Origin of the sequence: Streptomyces sp. NPDC056503 (genome assembly GCF_042794995.1) — a bacterium.
Classification (GTDB): domain Bacteria; phylum Actinomycetota; class Actinomycetes; order Streptomycetales; family Streptomycetaceae; genus Streptomyces.
The window spans coordinates 1-14,478 of record NZ_JBHTST010000182.1; the positions used below are offsets into that span (position 1 = coordinate 1).

11 protein-coding genes are annotated in these 14,478 nt (G+C 75.3%); 4 read left to right on the forward strand and 7 right to left on the reverse strand.

The window, feature by feature from the left end:
- Nucleotides 1-61: 61 nt before the first annotated feature.
- The 6 genes from sucD to ACFQ8C_RS33960 all read right to left on the reverse strand — a co-directional run bounded on the left by sucD (nucleotide 62) and on the right by ACFQ8C_RS33960 (nucleotide 7,773).
- Nucleotides 62-946 carry a succinate--CoA ligase subunit alpha gene (gene sucD, locus ACFQ8C_RS33935; RefSeq protein ID WP_383465309.1) on the reverse strand — a complete coding sequence of 295 codons (885 nt, stop codon included), beginning with the start codon at nucleotides 944-946 and terminating at the stop codon, nucleotides 62-64.
- Between the two features lie 21 nt (nucleotides 947-967).
- Nucleotides 968-2,146 (reverse strand): ADP-forming succinate--CoA ligase subunit beta, encoded by a 1,179-nt coding sequence (gene sucC, locus ACFQ8C_RS33940; protein ID WP_189847111.1) that lies wholly within the window; start codon nucleotides 2,144-2,146, stop codon nucleotides 968-970.
- A 428-nt stretch (nucleotides 2,147-2,574) separates the two neighbouring features.
- On the reverse strand, nucleotides 2,575-3,795 hold the full coding sequence (locus tag ACFQ8C_RS33945; RefSeq protein ID WP_383465311.1) for a VWA domain-containing protein: 1,221 nt from the start codon (nucleotides 3,793-3,795) through the stop codon (nucleotides 2,575-2,577).
- On the reverse strand, nucleotides 3,792-6,095 hold the full coding sequence (locus ACFQ8C_RS33950) for a DUF5682 family protein (RefSeq protein ID WP_383465313.1): 2,304 nt from the start codon (nucleotides 6,093-6,095) through the stop codon (nucleotides 3,792-3,794). Before ACFQ8C_RS33950 ends, ACFQ8C_RS33945 begins: the two co-directional genes overlap by 4 nt.
- The gene (locus ACFQ8C_RS33955; RefSeq protein WP_383465315.1) at nucleotides 6,092-7,252 is read right to left on the reverse strand and encodes an AAA family ATPase; all 1,161 of its coding nucleotides are present in this window, start codon (nucleotides 7,250-7,252) and stop codon (nucleotides 6,092-6,094) included. Before ACFQ8C_RS33955 ends, ACFQ8C_RS33950 begins: the two co-directional genes overlap by 4 nt.
- A gap of 107 nt (nucleotides 7,253-7,359) precedes the next feature.
- A complete protein-coding gene (locus ACFQ8C_RS33960) occupies nucleotides 7,360-7,773 on the reverse strand; it encodes an MmpS family transport accessory protein (RefSeq protein ID WP_383465317.1) in 414 nt (137 codons plus the stop codon).
- A 184-nt stretch (nucleotides 7,774-7,957) separates the two neighbouring features.
- Between ACFQ8C_RS33960 and ACFQ8C_RS33965 the strand changes: the two genes are divergently transcribed.
- The gene (locus ACFQ8C_RS33965; protein WP_383465327.1) at nucleotides 7,958-9,274 is read left to right on the forward strand and encodes an SWIM zinc finger family protein; all 1,317 of its coding nucleotides are present in this window, start codon (nucleotides 7,958-7,960) and stop codon (nucleotides 9,272-9,274) included.
- A 142-nt stretch (nucleotides 9,275-9,416) separates the two neighbouring features.
- Nucleotides 9,417-11,042: a DUF5691 domain-containing protein gene (locus ACFQ8C_RS33970; RefSeq protein ID WP_383465319.1), complete on the forward strand. Its 1,626-nt coding sequence runs from the start codon at nucleotides 9,417-9,419 to the stop codon at nucleotides 11,040-11,042.
- A gap of 83 nt (nucleotides 11,043-11,125) precedes the next feature.
- Here the strand turns inward: ACFQ8C_RS33970 and ACFQ8C_RS33975 are convergent, their stop codons facing one another.
- The gene (locus tag ACFQ8C_RS33975; protein ID WP_383465321.1) at nucleotides 11,126-11,536 is read right to left on the reverse strand and encodes a cobalamin B12-binding domain-containing protein; all 411 of its coding nucleotides are present in this window, start codon (nucleotides 11,534-11,536) and stop codon (nucleotides 11,126-11,128) included.
- A gap of 301 nt (nucleotides 11,537-11,837) precedes the next feature.
- Here ACFQ8C_RS33975 and ACFQ8C_RS33980 point away from each other — a divergent pair, with 301 nt between their 5' ends.
- Entirely contained in the window at nucleotides 11,838-12,632 is a 795-nt protein-coding gene (locus ACFQ8C_RS33980) for an esterase/lipase family protein (RefSeq protein WP_383465323.1), read from the forward strand.
- A gap of 241 nt (nucleotides 12,633-12,873) precedes the next feature.
- Nucleotides 12,874-14,454: a M23 family metallopeptidase gene (locus tag ACFQ8C_RS33985; RefSeq protein ID WP_383465325.1), complete on the forward strand. Its 1,581-nt coding sequence runs from the start codon at nucleotides 12,874-12,876 to the stop codon at nucleotides 14,452-14,454.
- The last annotated feature ends 24 nt before the right edge of the window (nucleotides 14,455-14,478 follow it).

The following is a 14,478-nucleotide window of genomic DNA, read 5'->3' on the forward strand; positions in this document are numbered from 1 at the left end:
GCCCCTCCGGTCTCCCGGAGGGGCGGGGCCCGCTCGCTTACGGCCTGTGCGGTGCCGTGCGTCAGCCCGCGAGGATCGCGCGCGCCAGCTTGGCGGTCTCGGTGGGGGTCTTGCCGACCTTCACACCGGCGGCCTCAAGGGCCTCCTTCTTCGCCTGGGCGGTGCCGGAGGAGCCGGAGACGATGGCGCCGGCGTGGCCCATGGTCTTGCCCTCGGGCGCGGTGAAGCCCGCGACGTAGCCGACGACCGGCTTGGTGACGTTGGCCTTGATGAAGTCGGCCGCACGCTCCTCGGCGTCGCCGCCGATCTCGCCGATCATGACGATCAGGTCGGTGTCGGGGTCCGCCTCGAACGCCGCGAGGGCGTCGATGTGCGTGGTGCCGATGACCGGGTCGCCACCGATGCCGACGGCGGAGGAGAAGCCGAGGTCACGGAGCTCGTACATCATCTGGTACGTCAGCGTGCCGGACTTCGAGACCAGGCCGATGCGGCCCGGCTTCGTGATGTCGCCCGGGATGATGCCGGCGTTCGACTGGCCCGGGGTGATGAGACCGGGGCAGTTCGGGCCGATGAGGCGGGTCTTGTTGCCCTTCTCCACGGCGTACGCGTAGAACGCGGCGGAGTCGTGGACGGCGATGCCCTCGGTGATGACGACGGCGAGGGGGATCTCGGCGTCGATCGCCTCGACGACGGCGGCCTTGGCGAAGGCCGGCGGCACGAAGAGGACCGAGACGTTGGCGCCGGTCTCCTTCATCGCCTCGGCGACGGTGCCGAAGACCGGGACCTCGGTGCCGTCGAAGTCGACGACGGTGCCGGCCTTGCGCGGGTTCACGCCGCCGACGATGTTGGTGCCGTCACCCAGCATGAGCTTGGTGTGCTTCATGCCCGTGGCACCGGTCATGCCCTGGACGATGACCTTGCTGTCCTTGTTGAGGAAGATAGCCATGGCTGTTCTGTCCCTCTTCCCTTACTTCGCGGCCGCGAGCTCGGCGGCCTTGTCGGCCGCGCCGTCCATGGTGTCCACGCGCTGCACGAGCGGGTGGTTGGCGTCCGACAGGATCTTGCGACCCAGCTCCGCGTTGTTGCCGTCGAGGCGCACGACGAGCGGCTTGGTGACCTCTTCGCCCTTCGAGGCGAGGAGCTCCAGGGCCTGCACGATGCCGTTGGCGACCTCGTCACAGGCGGTGATGCCACCGAAGACGTTGACGAACACGGACTTGACGTCCGCGTCGCCGAGGATGATCTCCAGGCCGTTCGCCATGACCTCGGCGGAGGCGCCGCCGCCGATGTCGAGGAAGTTGGCCGGCTTCACGCCGCCGTGGTTCTCACCGGCGTACGCGACGACGTCCAGGGTCGACATGACCAGGCCGGCGCCGTTGCCGATGATGCCGACGGAGCCGTCGAGCTTGACGTAGTTGAGGCCCTTGGCCTTGGCGGCGGCCTCCAGCGGGTTGGCCGCGGCCTTGTCCTCCAGGGCCTCGTGCTCCGGCTGGCGGAAGTCGGCGTTCTCGTCGAGCGAGACCTTGCCGTCGAGGGCCAGGATGCGGCCGTCCTTGGTCTTCACCAGCGGGTTGACCTCGACGAGGAGGGCGTCCTCGGCGACGAAGGTGTCCCACAGGGTGACCAGGACCTCGGCGACGCCCTCGGCGACCTCGGCCGGGAACTTCGCCTGGGCGACGATCTCGCGGGCCTTCTCCAGGGTGACGCCGTCGTTGGCGTTGACCGGGACCTTCGCGAGGGCCTCGGGGGTCTTCTCCGCGACCTCCTCGATGTCCATGCCGCCCTGCACCGAGGCCATGGCCAGGAAGGTGCGGTTGGTGCGGTCGAGGAGGTACGAGACGTAGTACTCGGCCTCGATCTCCGGGGACAGCTCGGCGATCATCACCTTGTGGACCGTGTGGCCCTTGATGTCCATGCCCAGGATGTCCGTCGCGCGGGCGACGGCCTCGTCCGGGGTGGCGGCCAGCTTGACGCCGCCGGCCTTGCCGCGGCCGCCGACCTTCACCTGGGCCTTGACGACCGACTTGCCGCCAAGACGCTCGGTGGCCTCGCGCGCCGCCTCAGGCGTGTCGATGACTTCACCGGCCAGCACCGGTACACCGTGCTTGGCGAAGAGGTCCCTCGCCTGGTACTCGAACAGGTCCACGCGCGTCCCTTTTCTAGATGATCGCGGTTCGTTGTCTGCGTGGGCGTGCCGCGGAGGGCAACGTGACTGCGCTGTCACTAGGGAGGCGTACACGGTGTCCGTGGACGCGGCATGTCCGTCCCGCAGGTTATCCCCGTGGGCCGTTGGTCCCTAAATCGCAGATCACAACCGAGCGGTGATACGGGTCACAGAACGTAGGGGCGGGAGGGCTGTCCGTGGGCACCCGCCGACCCCCGCCCGGGTGCCATCGGGCAGGCGGGGGGCGGGCTTTGCCCCCCTCACGCCACGCCGGTGCGCCGGGTGAGGGCCGTCACACCGCACGTGTGATATGGGCCTCAGTGGGACCGGAAGCGCCCGTCCGGGTGGCCGGGCGGCGACGGAATCCGCACGGGAGGCGGGAGCCGTGTGTCCGGCCGGCCGGACACGGATCAGACGGTGTCGGGTATCGGCAGGGGCCGCTTCTCCAGGGCGGCGGCCATCACCTCGGGGAAGAGGTCGGGGGTGCAGGCGAAGGCGGGGACGCCGAGGGCGGCGAGCGCGGCGGCGTGCTCGCGGTCGTAGGCGGGGGCTCCCTCGTCGGAGAGGGCAAGCAGGGCGACGAACCCCACCCCGGACGCCTTCATCGCGGCGACCCGCTTCAGCATCTCGTCGCGGATGCCGCCCTCGTACAGGTCGCTGACGAGGACGACGACGGTGTCGGCGGGGCGGGTGATCCGTGACTGGCAGTAGGCGAGCGCCCGGTTGATGTCGGTGCCGCCGCCGAGCCGGGTGCCGAAGAGGACGTCGACGGGGTCGTCGAGCGCGTCGGTGAGGTCGACGACGGAGGTGTCGAAGACGACGAGCCGGGTGGCGACGGCCCTGAGCGAGGCGAGGACGGCGCCGAAGACGGAGGCGTACACGACGGAGGCGGCCATCGAGCCGGACTGGTCGACGCAGAGCACGATCTCCTTGCGGACCGCCCGGGAGGCGCGGCCGTGGCCGACGAGCCGCTCGGGGACGACCGTGCGGTGGTCGGGGAGGTAGTGCTTGAGGTTGGCCCGCAGGGTGCGGTCCCAGTCGATGTCCCGGTGGCGGGGGCGGCTGATCCGGGCGGAGCGGTCGAGGGCGCCGGTGACGGTCGCCCTGGTGCGCGCCGCGAGCCGGGCCTCCAGGTCGGCGACGACCTTGCGGACGACGGCCCGCGCGGTCTCCCGGGTGGTCTCCGGCAGCGCCTTGTTCAGCGACAGCAGGGTGCCGACGAGGTGCACGTCGGGCTCGACGGCCTCCAGCGTCTCCGGCTCCAGGAGGAGCGTGGCGAGACCGAGCCGGTCGATGGCGTCGCGCTGCATGACCCGCACGACGGAGCCGGGGAAGTAGCGGCGGATGTCGCCGAGCCAGCGGGCGACGGAGGGGGCGGAGCCGCCGAGCCCGCCCTTGCGCTCCCCGCCGCCGTCCTGGCCGTCCCGGCTGTCGTAGAGGGCGGCGAGGGCGGCGTCCATGGCGGCGTCGGTGCCGGTCAGGGCGCGGCCGGTGCCGTCGGAGGCCCCGCCGCCGCCGAGGACGAGCCGCCAGCGGCGCAGCCGTTCGTCCGCGTCGGTGGGGGTGTCTGTGGTGAAGCCGGTGGAGGCGCCTTCGGCGGCGGTGCCCTCGGTGGTGGTGCCGGTGCTCATGCGGGGGCCTCCGTGCCGAGGACGAGTGCGAGGAGGGGCAGGATCCCGTCGGCCCGCTCCTCGTCGAGGGCGGCGGCGAAGCCGGGGAGGAGCGCGGCGCCGGGCCGGGCGGCCTCGGGCCCCCGGGCGACGAGCTCGCCGAGGGTGCGCCGCACCCCCGGCTCGTACGCCCCGAAGGTGCGCCGCAGCAGCGGCAGGACGTCGGTGAACGCCTCGGCCGGTACGCCGGTGAGCCAGCCGTCCAGGAGGGCGAGGAGCCGCTCGTCGTGGACGAGCAGCAGTCCGCCGCCGGCGCCTCCGACGAAGCCGTCGATCCACGCGGCGGCGTCGGCGGGCGGGGCGCCGGGCGAGAGGGCGAGCCCCATCAGCCGGGCGGTCTCGTGGTCGGGGAGCCGCCCCTCGTCGAGGAGGATCCGCGCGGCCCGGCCGCGGACCACCCCGGGCACCCGCTCCGCCCCCGCGAGCCGGCGCAGGGTGCCGGCCCAGCGGGAGGCGAGGGCGGCGGGGTCGCCGGCCGGTGCGGGGTCCGGGAGGAGGGCGATCGCGGCGTGGACGCCGTCGAGACGGTCGCGCATCCCGGCGGCGGCGTCCGCGTCGAGCCCGGCGCAGGCGGGCGGGAGGCCCACGCGGATCCGCTCGGCCAGGCCGGTGGCGACGCCGGCGAGGGCGGCCGTGTCGGTGCCGCGCACGTCGCCGTAGCGCAGGGAGCGGGCGAGGGCGGGGAGCGCGTCGGCGAGGTGGGCCACGTCGGTGTCGAGCGCGGCCCGGTCGGCGAGGGCGCCGAGGACGGCGGGGAGGGCGTCGGTGAGACCGGCGAGCAGGCAGCGCTCGGCGAGGTCGGTGATCTCGCCGAGGGTCTCCGCGGCGAGGGCCAGGGACTCGGCCCGGGCGGTGGCCGCGGCCTCGACGGTGGTGCCCCAGACGCCGGCCTCGGCGACCCTGACGTGCAGTTCGGGCTGCCAGCGCAGCCGCCAGGACTCGCGGAAGGTGCCGGTGCCGGCCCGGCCGGCGGCGGGCAGGCCCCAGTCGACGCCGAGGAGCCGGAGCCGGTGGAGGAGCCGGCTGCGGGCGGCGTCGGTGTCGCCGCGCAGGTCGAGGTCGAGCTCGCGCTCCTCGGCCTCGGGCCTGAGGCGGAGGCTGCGGCGGAGCCGGTCCAGGTCGCGCTGGAGCGGGACGGCGGGGGCGGCGGCGGGGACCTCGCCGAGGACGTCGCCGACGACGAGCCGGTCCCGGACGAGGGCGAGCGGCACGTCGGAGCCCTCGCAGAGGACGGCCCGGACGGCGTCGGTGGTCTCGGCGAGGCCGGGGCGCGGTCGGCCGCGCAGCGCGGCGAGGGTCTCGGCGAGGCGGACGGCCTCGATGACGTGGGCGGAGGAGACGGGGTGGTCGGCCTCGCGGAGGAGCCCCGCCACCTTGGTCATCCAGCGCTCGACGGGCCGGTCGGGGGCGGAGAAGAGGTGGTCGTACCAGCCGGGGGACTCGATCCCGGCGCCGTATCCGGAGCGGCGGGCGAGTCGGCGGTGGGTCCAGGGCACCCAGGTCAGCTCGGCCTTCACCTTGGGCAGGCCCTTGAGGAGGGCGCGGTCGGCGGTGACGGTGGTACGGCGGGCGAGGGCGGGGACGTGCCAGGCGCCGCAGACGACGGCGACGGCGTCCCCGAACCGCCTGCGGGCCTCCCGCAGCCGCAGCCGCATGTGGGCCTCGCGGACGAGGTCGCGCGGGTGACCGCCGTGCCCGTACCGCTCGCGCAGGACGGTCATGGCCTCGGCGAGGGCGTCGAAGGGGGCGAGGGGGTCGGTGTCGCCGCGGAGTTCGACGACGTCCTCCCACCACTGCTCGGGGTCCTCCTGCCCGGCGGCCCGGGCGAGTTCGGCGAGGGGGTCGATCCGGGGGGAGCCGTCGGCCTCGTCCTCGCCGTCGCCCCAGGTGGGGTCGGTGGCGGCGAGGGTGTGGGCGGCGGGCAGGTCGACGAAGCGGACGGGGACGTCCCGGGCGAGGGCCCAGCGGAGGGCGGTCCACTCCGGCGAGAAGGCGGCGAAGGGCCAGAAGGCGGCCCGGCCGGGGTCGTCGACGGCGTGGGCGAGGAGGGCGACGGGCGGCCGCATCTCCGGGTCGGCGGCGAGGGCGGCGAGCGCGTCGGCCTCGGCGGGGCCCTCGATCAGCACGGCCTCGGGCCGGGCCGCGTCCAGGGCGGCGGCCACCCCGCGCGCCGAGCCGGGCCCGTGGTGCCGCACCCCGAGCAGCAGCGGCCCGGGCGCCCGCACCCGGAGCTCCGCGGGTGCCGTGGCGAGGGCGGTCACGCGCTCACCTCGCGGCAGGCGCGGTAGAAGTCCTTCCAGCCGTCGCGCTCTCTGACCACGGTCTCCAGGTACTCCTGCCAGACGATCCGGTCGGCGGCCGGGTCGCGGACGACGGCGCCGAGGATGCCGGCGGCGACGTCCGAGGGGCGCAGCACGCCGTCCCCGAAGTGGGCGGCGAGCGCGAGGCCGCCGGTGACGACGGAGATGGCCTCGGCGGTGGAGAGGGTCCCCGAGGGGGACTTGAGCCGGGTGCGGCCGTCGGCGGTGACGCCGTCGCGCAGTTCGCGGAAGACGGTGACGACCCGTCGGATCTCGTCGACTCCCTCGGGCAGGGCGGGCAGTTCGAGGGAGCGGCCCAGCTGCTCGACCCGGCGGGCGACGATGTCCACCTCGTCCTCGGGGGTGGCGGGCAGCGGCAGCACCACGGTGTTGAAGCGGCGCCGGAGCGCGCTGGAGAGTTCGTTGACCCCCCGGTCGCGGTCGTTGGCGGTGGCGATCAGGTTGAAGCCGGGGACGGCCTGGACCTCCTCGCCGAGCTCGGGGACGGGCAGGGTCTTCTCGGACAGGACGGTGATGAGTGAGTCCTGCACGTCCGCGGGGATGCGGGTGAGCTCCTCGACGCGGGCGGTCGTCCCGTGCTCCATGGCCCGCATGACGGGGCTGGGGACGAGCGCGGCGCGGCTGGGGCCCTCGGCGAGCAGGCGCGCGTAGTTCCACCCGTACCGGACGGCTTCCTCGGGGGTGCCGGCGGTGCCCTGGACGAGGAGGGTGGAGTCGCCGCTGACGGCGGCGGCGAGGTGTTCGGAGACCCAGGTCTTGGCGGTGCCGGGGACGCCGAGGAGCAGCAGCGCCCGGTCGGTGGCGAGCGTGGTGACGGCGACCTCGACGATGCGGCGGGGGCCGACGTACTTGGGCGTGATCACGGTGCCGTCGGGGAGCGTGCCGCCGAGGAGGTAGGTGGCGACGGCCCAGGGCGAGAGGCGCCAGCGGGCGGGCCGGGGGCGGTCGTCGGCGGCGGCGAGCGCGGCGAGTTCGTGGGCGAAGGCGTGTTCGGCGTGGGGCCGCAGGACCTCGGCGGCGGGCCCCGGGCGGCCCGGGCCGGTGTCCGTCACGGCACCGGCGCCGGGCTGCTGGGTGGTGGGTGCGGGCGCGGTCATGGATCCCCCTCCAGATCGTTCGACCTGCTGTGCGATCCACGGTGCACCACGCCACTGACAATCGACTGTCGCCGCAGGTCGGCGGCGTAATCGAGGGGTGGGGACGGTCAGTTGAAGACCGGCGAGACGGCGACGCAGCCGCCGGACATGGCCTGCTCGCCCTTGGCCTCCTTGATGACCTTGCCCTGGTAGACGACCTTGCAGGTGAGGTCGGCGGGCTTGGCGGAGACGGGCATGACGGCGGGCGGCATGATGCCGTGCAGCTTCACGGTCCTGGTCCACGGCACGGCGGGCTTCTTGTCGCTCTCGACCTGCGGCTGCATCGCGGTGCCGTCGCCGGCGTGGTACTCGATCGACTCCACGGCCGTGCCGGTGACCTCGTAGGTCACCTCGTAGCTCTCGGCGACGGCCTTGTCGACCTGGTCGGCGGCCTTGTCGGCCGCCTCTGAACAGGCCCCGAGCCCGAACGCGAGGCCGGTGACGGCGAGGGCCGAGACGGCGGTGCGGACGGTGCGGTTCATGGTGGTACTCCCCCTGCACGGTGGTGCGGTCGGAAGGTCGCGCGCTGGTTCGCGCGAGCTCGCACAGCACCGTAAAGGACGGGTAAAGCTGACGTGTCGCCGGGGCCGCCGCGGACGACGAAACCCCAGGTCAACTGCGTTGTCAGTGGCGGAGAATACCGTCAGGTACATGAATGCGACGGGGATGCGCAGGACGGTCGAGCAGGTGCTGGCACTGGCTCCTGACGAGGCGTCGCGCAGAGCGGGGAGCAGGCTCGGCACGGCCGGGCCGTGGAGCGGCGTGGGGGGCCGCGACGGCGTCGTCTGGGGGCGGTGCGAGGGCAGCGGCCGCACGCCGTACCGCACGGTCGTGGACACCGCCGGGCCCGCGTACGCGTGCACCTGCCCGAGCCGCAGCTCCCCCTGCAAGCACGCGCTCGGCCTGATGCTGCTGTGCGCGGCGGACGGCGCGGCCGTGCCGGACGGGGCCGAGCCGCCCGACTGGGCCGCGCGCCGGCTCTCGACGCGCGCGGCACGAGCGGAGCGGGGGACGGCGCCCGCGGCCCCGGCCGATCCGGAGGCCGCCCGTCGGCGGGCCGAGCGCCGCGCGGCCCGGATGACGGCGGGCGCCGAGGAGCTGGAGCGGCGGCTCGCGGACCTGGTGCGCGGCGGGCTCGCGACGGCCGGGCAGCAGGGGTACGCCCTGTGGGAGGAGACCGCGGCCCGCATGGTCGACGCGCAGGCGCCCGGGCTCGCGGGCCGGGTCCGCGAACTCGGCGCGATACCGGGCTCGGGCCCCGGCTGGCCGGTGCGGCTCCTGGAGGAGTGCGCGCTCACCCATCTCCTGGACCGCGCGTGGCTGAGCGCCGACCGGCTGCCCGCCGACCTCGCGACGACGGTGCGGACCCGGGTCGGGCTGCCCTCCGCCCCGGGCGGCGCGGCGGTGCGGGACCGGTGGCTGGTCCTCGCCCAGTACGACACCGGCGACGGCCGGCTGACGACCCGTCGCATCTGGCTGCACGGCACGGACACCGGCCGTACGGCCCTGCTGCTCTCGTTCGGCGCGGCGGGCCGGGCGCCCGCCCTCGCCCTGCCGGTCGGCACCCTGGTGGACGGCGAACTGACCCCGCACGCGGGCGCGGGACAGCTCCGCGCGGACCCCGGCGAGCGGCTGGTCCCGGTCGCCGGTCCGGCCGCCCCGCCGCCGGGCGGACCGGTCGGGGCGGCGCTCGACGCGTACGGGCGGGCGCTGCGCGAGGACCCGTGGCTGGAGTCCTGGCCGGTGACGCTCGACCGGGTGGTGCCCGCGCCGGCCGAGTACGGCTGGCAGCTCGCCGACGCCGACGGCCGCGAGGCCCTCCCGCTGACCGGAGGCGACCGCCCCCGCCCCGGCCTGTGGCGCCTGCTCGCCCTCTCCGGCGGCACCCCCGTCACGGTCTTCGGCGAATGCGGCCACCGGGGCTTCACCCCGCTGGCCGCCTGGTCCCCGGACACCCCGGGGGAGACGGTCCCCCTCGTCTGAGCCCCTGCGCGGGCGGCTCGCGCGCCGCCCGCCGGGTGCCCGCCGCCCCCGCCCGGGCTCCCGCGCCGGGGCCCGCACCCCGCGCACGGCGCCGTACGGACGCCGGTGCGCACCCCGCCGAGACCGTGACCGAGGAGGAGACGTGACGACGACCGACACCCCGTCCGAAGCCGAGTGGGAGGACCTGGTCTCCACGGCGCTGCTGGGGACGGACCGGCGACCGCCCTCGGGGGCGCGGGGGGCCGCGGCCGCCGGGGAGCTCCTCGACGCCGCCGCCCGGCAGACCCTGCGCCGCCGCGCGGGCCTGCGCCCCGGACCCGCCGCCGTACCGCCCGAACCGGCGCCGCACGACCCCCGCCCCGCGCTGCCCGAGGCCGCCCGGCGCCGGCTCGACGGGCTGCTGGCGGGACGGGCCGCGCCCGCCCCGGCGGGCGGCCGCCGGGGCACCGCGCCCGACCTCGCCGAACTGCTGCCGCAGTGGCTGGCCATGGCCGGCGAGCGCGGCTACCGGGCGCCCTCCGCCGCGCTGCCCGCGCTGCTCGACGCGGCGAGGGCCCGTACCGATCTCCGGCCGCGGGCGCTGGCCCTCGCCGGGCCGCGCGGACTGTGGCTGGCCCGGTTCAACCCGGACTGGCGGTTCGCCCTGCGGGGCGGCGGGGCCGGCGGGGCCCTGCCGGATCCGGAGGACGCCGAGGCGGTGCGGAAGCTGTGGGAGGAGGGCCTGTTCGCCGAGCGCGTCGCGCTGCTCGGAGCCGTACGGGCGAGGGATCCGGCCGCCGGCCGGGCCCTGCTCGCGGCCGGCTGGTCCGGCGAGCGGGCCGAGGACCGGCTGATGTTCCTGGACTCGCTGCGCGCCGGCCTCTCGGCGGCGGACGAGGAGTTCCTGGAGGCCGCCCTCGCCGACCGCAGCCGCAACGTCCGCGCGACCGCCGCCGAACTGCTCTCCGCGCTGCCCGGCTCCGCGCTCGCGGGCCGCATGGCGGACCGGGCGGTCACCTGTGTGGGCCTGGACCGGACGGCGACCGTGCCGACGGTCGTCGTGGAGGCCCCGCACGAGTGCGACGAGGAGATGCGCCGGGACGGCGTGGCCGCGGTGCCCCCGTCGGGGCGCGGCGAGCGGTCCTGGTGGCTGGGGCAGCTGGTGGAGGCCGCGCCGCTGGCCTGCTGGCCGGCCCGGTTCGGCGGGCGGACCCCGGAGGAGGTCGTGGCGCTGCCGGTCGCCGACGACTGGCAGGCGGAGCTGCACGCGGCCTGGTGCCGGGCGGCGGTGCGGCAGCGGGACGCGGCCTGGTCACGGGCGCTGCTCGGCGCTCCCTCGACACCTCCGGCGACGGGTCCCGGCACCTCGTCGCTGGCGGAGCGGGCGCAGCTGCTCGCGACGCTCGATCCGGCGGAGCGGGCCGGGTGGGTGGCGGCGTTCGTGGCGGCGCACGGCCTGTCGGAGGCGTTCCAGCTGCTCGGGGTCTGCGCGGTGCCGTGGGCCGAGCCGCTGGGCGAGGCGGTGATCGACGCCCTGGACATCGCCCGGGACGCGGGCAGCTACCCGTGGAGCTTCAGCGGGGTGATGGGGCTCGCGGAGCGCTGCCTCTCCCCCGCAGCGGCCCGGCATCTGGAGTCGCTGGCCGCGGTGGTCCCGGAGGCGGAGGACACCTCGCCGGGCGCGGGTGCCTACTGGGCCGAGGCCTTCCAGCGCCTGGTGGCCACGCTGGACCTGCGCGCCCGTATGCGTACCGAACTGGACGGCCCACCGGCCGGGGCGGCGGCCTGACCCGGCCGTGAACGCGCGCGGACGGCCGGGAGCCCGTCGGAGGGGGCTCCCGGCCGTCCGGCGCGGGTGGTGCGGGGGGCCGGTCAGGCGGCCGCCACGCGCACGTTCGCGTTCACCCAGTCGACGATCGACGCGGTCGTCGCGCCCGGCGTGAAGATCTCCGCGACGCCCTTCTCCTTCAGCGGCGGGATGTCCGCGTCGGGGATGATGCCGCCGCCGAAGACCTTGATGTCCTCCGCGTCGCGCTCCTTGAGGAGCTCGATGACCTTGACGAAGAGCGTGTTGTGCGCGCCCGAGAGGATCGAGAGGCCGATCGCGTCGGCGTCCTCCTGGATCGCGGTGTCGACGATCTGCTCGGGCGTCTGGTGCAGCCCGGTGTAGATCACCTCCATGCCGGCGTCGCGCAGAGCCCGCGCGATGACCTTGGCCCCACGATCGTGGCCGTCGAGACCCGGCTTGGCGACGACCACGCGGATCGGACCGGTCACACCCATCACTGCCTCCACATGCGACCCCCGCGCGTCTGTGCCGGGGAGGTGAACGAACGTTATCGACAGCATCCCGCAACGGGCCGTTTCACGGTGCCCGGCGAGGGGGAAATCACACGTGGGACACGTTCGTTCCGCGGCCTACCCCGCTCCGGGCCCTCCTCCTGGGCCCTCCAGCCGCCCGCGGGGCCGGTCGCGAAAGGAGCCGCGACGCCGGTCGCCGGAGTCCCGTGCCGTCGTCCGTACGGCACGGACTCCGGCGTCCCGGCGTACCGCCCGGCCCCATGTGCCGCACGGGAGGTCGGCGATGGAGCTCACCAAGGTCACCGCCCTGCTGAGGGCCACCACCCTCGAAGCCGCGGTCCTCACCGGCCGTGTCGTCCTCTATCCGTCCGGGATCCTCTCCGAGCGTCCGGCCCCCGCGCCCCCCGGCGGCACCGCCGTGCCCGTCGCCGGCGGCGGTGGCCGTCCGGTCGTGCTGCTGCACGGCTTCGGCGACAACCGCTCCGTCTTCCTGCTGCTGCGCCGCACGCTCGCCCGGCACGGCCGCGCCCACGTCGCGTCCCTGAACTACTCGCCGCTCACCTGGGACCTCCGGACCGCGGCCGAGGCCCTGGGGCGGCGGATCGACGCCGTGCGGGAGCGCACCGGCCGGGCCGAGGTGGACCTGGTGGGCCACAGCCTCGGCGGGCTGATCGCCCGGTACTACGTACAGCGACTGGGGGGTGACGCGCGGGTGCGGACGCTGGTCACCCTCGGCACCCCGCACACCGGCACCGCCGTGGGCTCGCCGCTCGCCGACGCGCACCCGCTGGTGCGGCAGATGCGTCCGGGGTCGGAGGTGCTGCGGGAGCTGGCCGCCCCGGCGCCGGGCTGCCGGACGCGGTTCGTGAGCTTCTGGAGCGACCTGGACCAGATCATGGTGCCGGTGGAGACGGCCCGTCTCGACCACCCCGACCTCGTGGTGCACAACGTGCGGGTGAGCGGCATCGGTCATCTCGCACTGCCGGTGCATCCGACGGTGGCGGCCGGGATCCTGGCGGCCCTCGACGCGGACGGGGCCGAGGATGCGGCGGCCGGAGGAGCGGCCTCGGTGGCCTGAACTCGCCATACGGCGGCGACACCCCCGGCCTGTTTTTCGAACGCCCCTCGAACACAAGGCCAAAGGTCTGTGCACGAGCTGGCGAAACACGGCCGATTGCCCGTTTCCTGCGTCGTCCAACCCTGCCGAAGATTGTCGGCCCCGCATACCGCCGGGTACAGTCGCGCCCACTGCTTCCCCCGGGACACCCCTGTCGGGCCCGCCCCGGACTGGTCCTGCTGCCGAGGCGAGAGAGACGTTGGTGAACGACCAGCACCCCCACGCCGGGTACGCCGGAGACGGCGCCCACCTCACCGGCGGTTTCGCGGCCGACCCCCTCTTCGGGACCTGGTCCGACGCCGGACAGACCGGCCACAGCGGCCAGTGGGACCTCGGCCAGTACGCCGCCACCGGCGCGTACGACACGACGGGCCAGTGGGACACCACCGGCCAGTGGACCACCGCCACCACGGACGCCTACGCGACGGGCACGGCGTACGGGCAGCACGAGCAGTACGACACGACCGGCCAGTGGGACGCCTCCGCCTGGACCGAGGCCCAGCACACCGGCCAGTACGAGACCCAGCACACCGGCGCCTACGCGGCGCAGGGGGCCTACGGCCACGAGACGTACGACGCCACCGGCCAGTGGGCGGCCCCCGCCTTCGCGACCGACACCGGCGCCTACGACGCCACCGCCTGGAACCAGACCGCCGACCCGGTCGAGCCGGTCGTCCCCCATCAGTACGTGCCCCCGACCGAACGCGTCGACCACACCGCCGAGTTCGCCTACGAACCGGCCCCCGAAGCCGCGGCGGCCTACGAGCCGGAGACGTACCGGCCCGAGGCGGCGTACGAGACCGAGACCGCGTACCAGCCCGAGACGGCGTACGAGACCGAGTACCAGCCCGAGACGGCGTACGAGACCGAGTACCAGCCCGAGGCCGCGTACGAGACCGAGGCCTACGAGCCGGTCGCCTACGACGCCCCCGAGGACACGGCCCACGAGGCCCACGAGCCCGCCGCCGAGGTCCGCACCGACGCCGCCGCCGGAGCCCGTCCCGCACGCCGCTCCCCCGGCGGCAGCCGCGCCCGGCGCCGTACCCCCGCCAAGCGCTCCGCCCTGCTGACCGTCGCCGTCCCCTCCGCCTGCGTCATGGGCGTCGCCGGCATCGCGGCCGCCTCCGTCGGCGGGCTGACCGACGCCGGCACCGAAGGCCGGCAGCAGAAGGAGACCACCGCGCTCGCCGCCGCCGACCCGGCCGCCGTGCAGCAGATCGCGGCCAACACCGCGCTCGACACCCAGCTCAGCGCCCTCGACGCCGACGTCCGCGACTTCGGCGACCGCGCCAGCCGCACCCAGGAGCGCATCGACCTCAAGGCCCGCCAGGCCGCCGAGAAGAAGAAGCGCGAGGAGGAGGCCGTCCGCAAGGAGGCCATGCGCCCCAAGTTCATGCTTCCGGTGAAGCTGCACCAGCTCAGCGCCCGCTTCGGCCAGTCCGGCGTCAACTGGATGTCGGTGCACACCGGCATCGACTTCCCCGTGCAGTACGGCACCCCCGTCATGGCCGCGACCGACGGCACCGTCCGCACCCAGTGGAACTCCGCCTACGGCAACATGGCGATCGTGACCGCCGCCGACGGCACCGAGACCTGGTACTGCCACCTCAGCAGCACCAAGATCCGCTGGGGTCAGGTCAAGGCCGGCGACGTCATCGCCTACTCCGGCAACTCCGGCAACTCCACCGGCCCGCACCTCCACTTCGAGGTCCGGCCCGGCGGCGGCTCCGCGATCGACCCGCTGAGCTGGCTGCGCAGCAAGGGCCTCGACCCGACGAGCTGACACCCACGCGTACGGCGGAGGGCC

What these genes read in the sequence shown, in the direction of transcription:
- sucD (WP_383465309.1), bottom strand. Translation starts at nt 946, where the DNA reads ATGGCTATCTTCCTCAACAAGGACAGCAAGGTCATCGTCCAGGGCATG.
- ACFQ8C_RS33945 (WP_383465311.1), bottom strand. Translation starts at nt 3,795, where the DNA reads ATGAGCACCGGCACCACCACCGAGGGCACCGCCGCCGAAGGCGCCTCC.
- ACFQ8C_RS33955 (WP_383465315.1), bottom strand. Translation starts at nt 7,252, where the DNA reads ATGACCGCGCCCGCACCCACCACCCAGCAGCCCGGCGCCGGTGCCGTG.
- ACFQ8C_RS33960 (WP_383465317.1), bottom strand. Translation starts at nt 7,773, where the DNA reads ATGAACCGCACCGTCCGCACCGCCGTCTCGGCCCTCGCCGTCACCGGC.
- ACFQ8C_RS33965 (WP_383465327.1), top strand. Translation starts at nt 7,958, where the DNA reads ATGCGCAGGACGGTCGAGCAGGTGCTGGCACTGGCTCCTGACGAGGCG.
- ACFQ8C_RS33975 (WP_383465321.1), bottom strand. Translation starts at nt 11,536, where the DNA reads ATGGGTGTGACCGGTCCGATCCGCGTGGTCGTCGCCAAGCCGGGTCTC.
- ACFQ8C_RS33980 (WP_383465323.1), top strand. Translation starts at nt 11,838, where the DNA reads ATGGAGCTCACCAAGGTCACCGCCCTGCTGAGGGCCACCACCCTCGAA.